Source organism: Mesorhizobium sp. M1E.F.Ca.ET.063.01.1.1 (assembly GCF_003998155.1).
Lineage (GTDB): Bacteria > Pseudomonadota > Alphaproteobacteria > Rhizobiales > Rhizobiaceae > Mesorhizobium.
In genome coordinates, this window is record NZ_RZSC01001470.1 from 1 (window position 1) to 595 (window position 595).

A 595-nucleotide genomic window follows, 5' to 3' on the forward strand; every position below is an offset into this window, starting at 1 on the left:
CGCTCGCCTCGGACGGCAAGCTCGTCAGCCGGGTGTCGCTGACGACGGCGATGAACGCCCAGCGCGAGGCCTGGATGCGCAACATGGCCGAGCGCGAGGTGCGCATCGTCGACACCGCCATCATGAACGGCCTGCAGCAAGGCACCGCCTTTTTCGCCTCGAGCTCGCTGATCGCGCTCGGCGGCTGCTTCGCCCTGCTCGGGGCTTCCGACCGCGTGCTCCAGGTGCTGGCCGAGCTGCCGTTCGGCGCGGCCTCGTCACACGAAGCCTTCCAGACCAAGGTGTTCGGACTGGTGCTGATCCTCGCCTTCGCCTTCTTCAAGTTCGGCTGGGCCTACCGGCTCTTCAACTATTGCTCGATCCTCATCGGGGCGGTGCCGATCCTGCATGGCGAGGCCTCGCGCAACCCCCTCAGCGAAACGGCGGTATGGCGGGCGACGCGCATGAACGTGCTCGCCGGCAAGCATTTCAACTCCGGCCTGCGCGCCGTTTTCTTCTCGATCGGCTATCTCGGCTGGTTCGTCGACCCGGTCGTCTTTGTGCTCTCGACGCTGGTGCTTCTGGCGGTGCTGGTGCGCCGGCAGTTCTACTCGGC

General features: G+C 66.4%; 1 protein-coding gene. It reads left to right on the plus strand.

All coding sequences use genetic code 11. The features are described 5' to 3' along the window. On the plus strand, positions 1-595 hold a 595-nt coding region (locus EOA29_RS39270; protein WP_127222558.1), incomplete at both ends, for a DUF599 family protein.